This is a genomic window from Coleofasciculus sp. G1-WW12-02 (assembly GCF_040219735.1).
In the GTDB taxonomy this organism is placed as follows: Bacteria; Cyanobacteriota; Cyanobacteriia; order Cyanobacteriales; family Coleofasciculaceae; genus Coleofasciculus.
In genome coordinates this window covers 1-4,569 of the sequence record NZ_JAVJRX010000196.1, presented here as the reverse complement: position 1 = coordinate 4,569, position 4,569 = coordinate 1, and the positions used below count along the sequence as shown (strand labels likewise).

The 4,569-nt window shown below is 44.8% G+C and carries 4 protein-coding genes and 1 pseudogene; all 5 read right to left on the bottom strand.

What is annotated here, in order from left to right; all coding sequences use genetic code 11:
• Nucleotides 1-70 precede the first annotated feature (70 nt).
• Nucleotides 71-1,804: pseudogene (locus tag RID09_RS30845) on the bottom strand (IS1634 family transposase); the annotation flags it as partial.
• 162 nt (nt 1,805-1,966) lie between these two features.
• Nucleotides 1,967-2,755: a Uma2 family endonuclease gene (locus RID09_RS30840; protein WP_446339719.1), complete on the bottom strand. Its 789-nt coding sequence runs from the start codon at nt 2,753-2,755 to the stop codon at nt 1,967-1,969.
• A 231-nt stretch (nt 2,756-2,986) separates the two neighbouring features.
• Nucleotides 2,987-3,784: a tryptophan synthase subunit alpha gene (trpA, locus tag RID09_RS30835; protein WP_446339718.1), complete on the bottom strand. Its 798-nt coding sequence runs from the start codon at nt 3,782-3,784 to the stop codon at nt 2,987-2,989.
• A gap of 10 nt (nt 3,785-3,794) precedes the next feature.
• Nucleotides 3,795-4,109 carry a DUF3007 family protein gene (locus tag RID09_RS30830; protein ID WP_446339717.1) on the bottom strand — a complete coding sequence of 105 codons (315 nt, stop codon included), beginning with the start codon at nt 4,107-4,109 and terminating at the stop codon, nt 3,795-3,797.
• Nucleotides 4,110-4,117: 8 nt separating this feature from the next.
• Nucleotides 4,118-4,330, bottom strand: a complete 213-nt coding sequence (gene ndhL, locus RID09_RS30825) for an NAD(P)H-quinone oxidoreductase subunit L (protein ID WP_446339716.1) — start codon at nt 4,328-4,330, stop codon at nt 4,118-4,120.
• Between the last annotated feature and the right edge of the window lie 239 nt (nt 4,331-4,569).

Sequence of the window (4,569 nt, the reverse complement as noted above, 5' to 3'; positions counted from 1 at the left end):
CTGAAGTTCCCCTTTGACAAATCGCTACACCGTATGCATATCTTGGCTTAGGACGATTTGACTTTTGGCTTCACTGGGTACATATCAGGCTTACGCCCAATAAATCTAAAGCCTTTCTTTGTACCGGAGTCGGTTCTGTTACCTTGTCAAAGTCGAAATTTACACCTGGAATATTAGACTGAATACGATTGTTAACAATCGTGCCTCTCATCAGCCAACAAAGTTTGAAAGCTATGCACAGGTAAATTATCGGCTGTCCGCTTCCTTTGGGCTTTGGATATTGCCGAATCGCTCTTCGTCGAATGGTTAACAATTCCTTCGCGTAACCCAAGGGAATCTTCCCAATCATCTTCATCAAATAAGATTGGTGATAAACAACGGCGCATATGCCATTCTACATAGTAAGCTAACATACATAAGAAAACATGGGCTTTGACTCTATCACTATTACGATGATAGATAGGACGCACCTTTAAATCAATGGTTTTATAGCTGCGGAATGCTTGCTCAACTTTGGATAAGCTCTTATAGGCTTTGACAGTTTATAAGAGCGTTCAACGTTTCTTCTCTTACGGAACTTCTCACCACATACAAACCATCCAATGTCGCTTCTTCCTCGATACTTTTTCGGTTTCTTTGGTAAGAGAAGCTATCAGGAGTTATCTGGATATTGAAGTGTTTAGCCACACCATACTTGTTGATTACTTCACCGACTTTCAGTCCAATTTCAGCTTCACCCCTTAGGGGACATCTTTGCCGCGATGTGGCGCTGACTATTTTATCTAATTTCTGCTCAGTGGCTTGCAATAACTCTTCGCGATTTCTCTTTCTTTCTTCAGCTAAGAAGGGATTTCGACAGGCGACTAATCTCTCTCCCGGATAGTCTTCACAGGTAATTTCCGCGCTTGTCTCTTTCATCAAATAGAGATAGTTGAATGTAGGACTGGTTCACCAGTTTACGGATTTGGCTTGAACGCAGCGCGGTGATCCAATCTACTCCTGCTGTTTCCTTTAGGTCTTCTCTAATTCTGGCTTGTGTTATCATTCCCCTATCCCTCACCCAGATTATTTTCTTTAATCCAAACCGAGTGCGGACTTTTTCTATTTGTTGGGTTAATGTACTGGGGTCGGCTGTATTTCCTTCAAATACTTCGACAGAAATCGGACATCCTTGAGCGTTACATAATAATCCAAATACAATTTGGAGTTTCCCTTTTTTCTTGTCTCTATTATACCCGAATTTGGCGAGAGGACAAGTTTTTCCTTCAAAATATGTTGAGCTGACATCATAGAGGACTAATGTTCCTTCTACTTGATGTTTAGCTGCCAAACTCTTTTCTATCTCCTCTTGCCGAGACAGGAGCCAATCCATGGCTATATAGAGTTCATCTTCATCTGTCCCAGACAATCCCAATCGTTCTCCTAGACTGGACAGTTTAGTTGCCTCTTGTAACCCTCTCGCTGTGGCTAGTTTCGACCTGGGGGCAATAATCCTTGCCGCTATCATCGATAGCACTAATCGTCTGTTACGTGTGTTTTCACCGCTGATAATCGAGTCTAATCCTTTTTTTTTTATCGTTCCGAGTACAGCAGCAACGTGACCGTGAGGGCGAGAACGGACTATGTTAAACGCTTCCTCTATGTCTTCAATGGCTTTGCCTCCCTTGAGGAGAATCTTTAAGCCGTCTACTGCTTCATCCGGCAATTTAGATAGGTTAGCTAGGGTACGTTTGCGCACTTTCTTTCCTTCGCGGTAAGACTCGCGAAGTAATACGGCGGGTGGAGAATTTCTGTTCGGAACACGAGGAGATGTACATGACTACAATTGTCTCACAGATTCTCTCCTAAGACTATTAAGAAAATCTTAAATATACATGGGTACGATTTGAGGGGGCTAAATTGCTAAAATGCTTATGCAGTAGGAGTTCAGTCCCCTGTAGTACATCTGGACGGGGGGAACTTCAGTTTACTCGACATCATCAGGTTCAACCCCTAACTCCCGCAATCGTGCTGCTAATCGTTCTGCTCTTTCCCGTTCCGCAACTGCCCGTTCTTGCGCCTCGACAGCCTCTTCTTCCGGCGTTAAAATCAACTCTCCCTCAAGTGTCATCCACCGCAACCACAAACGGTTAATTCCTCGAAAACTTCCCTGCCATAACCCTAAACTTAACGCTAACTCCGGCATCACTAAACGATTATCAATCATGTTCATCGGTTCGTAATGACCCCCGACTAAATGAAATGCCTGAATTTCATTGGTATAGCGACTAAAAATAATCGAGTACGGAATTCGCAAAATCTGCTCATAAACCTGCCATTTTGTCGGTGGATTTCCAGGTGTTGGCACCGTTCGACCCAAATCTTCCTCTTGTGTACCGGGAGACAATAATTCCACCACTACATAAGGATTGATTGCTTCTTGCCAAACCACATAACTTAAACGTAAATCCCGCCCTTCATACAACCGAGGTATTCCCACCACGCCAAACCAATCGGGGCGTTTGTACCATTTAGGATGGTTAACATCATAGTAAAGATTCAAATCACAAGCCGAAAATACCAACTCTGGATTCCAGTTAGCGGGTTGAAAGGTGAGAAATAAAAATAAGGGTTGTAAAAAATGAAACTCGTCTGGCAATCCAGGTTCCTCCGGGTTGTCACTCGGTAAATCATACATTGTGGGTAAGGTTTGCCGAGGTGAAAGGGGGGGATCAGTTTGAGTGGGAAGGTTAACCATACGTTGAGTGGAAATCATGAAAGGCGGCTTTTAATTACTTCTAGCTCATCAAAACACTTCTGGACAATATTCTTGTTGTGAAAATAATGATCTCTAGCAGTACGATTGGATTTTTATAATCCTCTTAAATACCTAGCTTTCATACTTACTTCAAAGAGAAATTCATAAGCCTTCTGCAAATCACGCCACGCTTAGAAATTCGATCTAAAATCCAAAGGCTCAACAACGGTGCAAAATATAAAAAGAAGGCTAATCTCTAATCGCTGACTTGAGGGATTGACAAAACTCCTCAATCGCTTTTAATCCTTCAGCAGGTGTTCCTTCAGCTAAACGCTTCACGAAAGCACTACCCACAATTACCGCATCTGCACCCCACTGTTTCACCTGTCGCGCTTGTTCGGGTTGGGAGATGCCAAAACCGACTCCGATAGGTTTGTCCGTTACCGCCCGCATTTGCTCGAGTAAATCTGGGACACTGGATGCAACTTGGCTTCTCATCCCGGTGACGCCTGTAACGCTGACGAGGTAAATAAAGCCCTGAGATTTTTTCGCGATCGCGTCAATTCTCGCCTTGGGACTGGTGGGTGCGACTAATAAAACCACTTCGATCCCAATTTCAGTCGCAGGCTGGATCAGCGATTCCGCTTCCTCTAAGGGTAAATCCGGCACGACTAACCCGGCTATCCCTGCGGCGGCAATTTGTTTTAAAAAGACTTCAATCCCCCGGTTGAGAATGGGGTTGTAATACATAAATAGAATAATTGGCGCTTTTAGATCGGGGGTAACCTCCTGCGCGATCGCAAGAACATCATCCAATCTTACCCCCCGTTTCAATGCTCGTGTTGCCGCCGCTTGAATCGTCGGACCATCAGCCAGGGGATCGGAATAAGGCACACCTAGCTCTATCATGTCTGCCCCCGATTTGTCAAGGACTCGCAAAGCTTGAGCCGTGGTGACTAAATCCGGGTCACCTGCTGTGATAAAGGGAATAAAGGCGCATTCAGAGCGCTGGCGTAGAGTCTCGAAGCACTGGGAAATTTTGGTCATTGCTCATTGGTCATTGGTTGATTGATTCAGAGTCTTGTTCCAATTCCGCTTGTAACTGGGCAAGTTCTTCTGGGGTCATCTGTTCGAGGCGCTTTTGCAAGACAGCATCCTTATAGTCTTGCAGTTGCTGGTTATAGGTCATCTTATGAGTACCCACTCGGAACAGATAGGTGAATACCCAGCCGAGTAAACCGCCGACTAAGAGTGCTTGACTCCAAATCCCGGCTTTCATCTCGTCTAAACCAGCAACCTGCAACAGGAGATACATAATACCACCAGCCGCAAACACGCCGATGGAAATTCCGATCGCATCAATTCTTCGCATTTTGTAGATTAAGCTTGGATCTGACGCTTCTTGGGGCGGAAGTTCAGGAATGGGCTGAACAGTAACAATCCAGGGAAGAAGAAGAAGACGAGGAAGTACATAAAGCTACGCTCAAAGGAGCTAGCTACATACCAGCGCTGTTTTAGGTAAAAGTACGTGACCAAAGGAACGACTACGAGGTAGAGTCCACCTAAAGCTAGATAGAGTAATGCAACAATCATAAAAACTCCTTCGTTGTGGGAAACCCCGTGTCTTTAGACCGGGGATGAACACGCGATAGCGGTTTAAGAAGCATACCCCTTTCGGGGGTGGAGGGGTATGGTTGCCCCTCCGATGAGGTATGGTTGCCTCAGTCTCCTTTCGGGTAAAGTTAGCTTCGCCAATGTTATCGGTCGGTAACTATCCAAAAAGCACTGTTTCAGTGACCTTAAAACTGTTTAACTTTTCGGTTCTAGAGCAG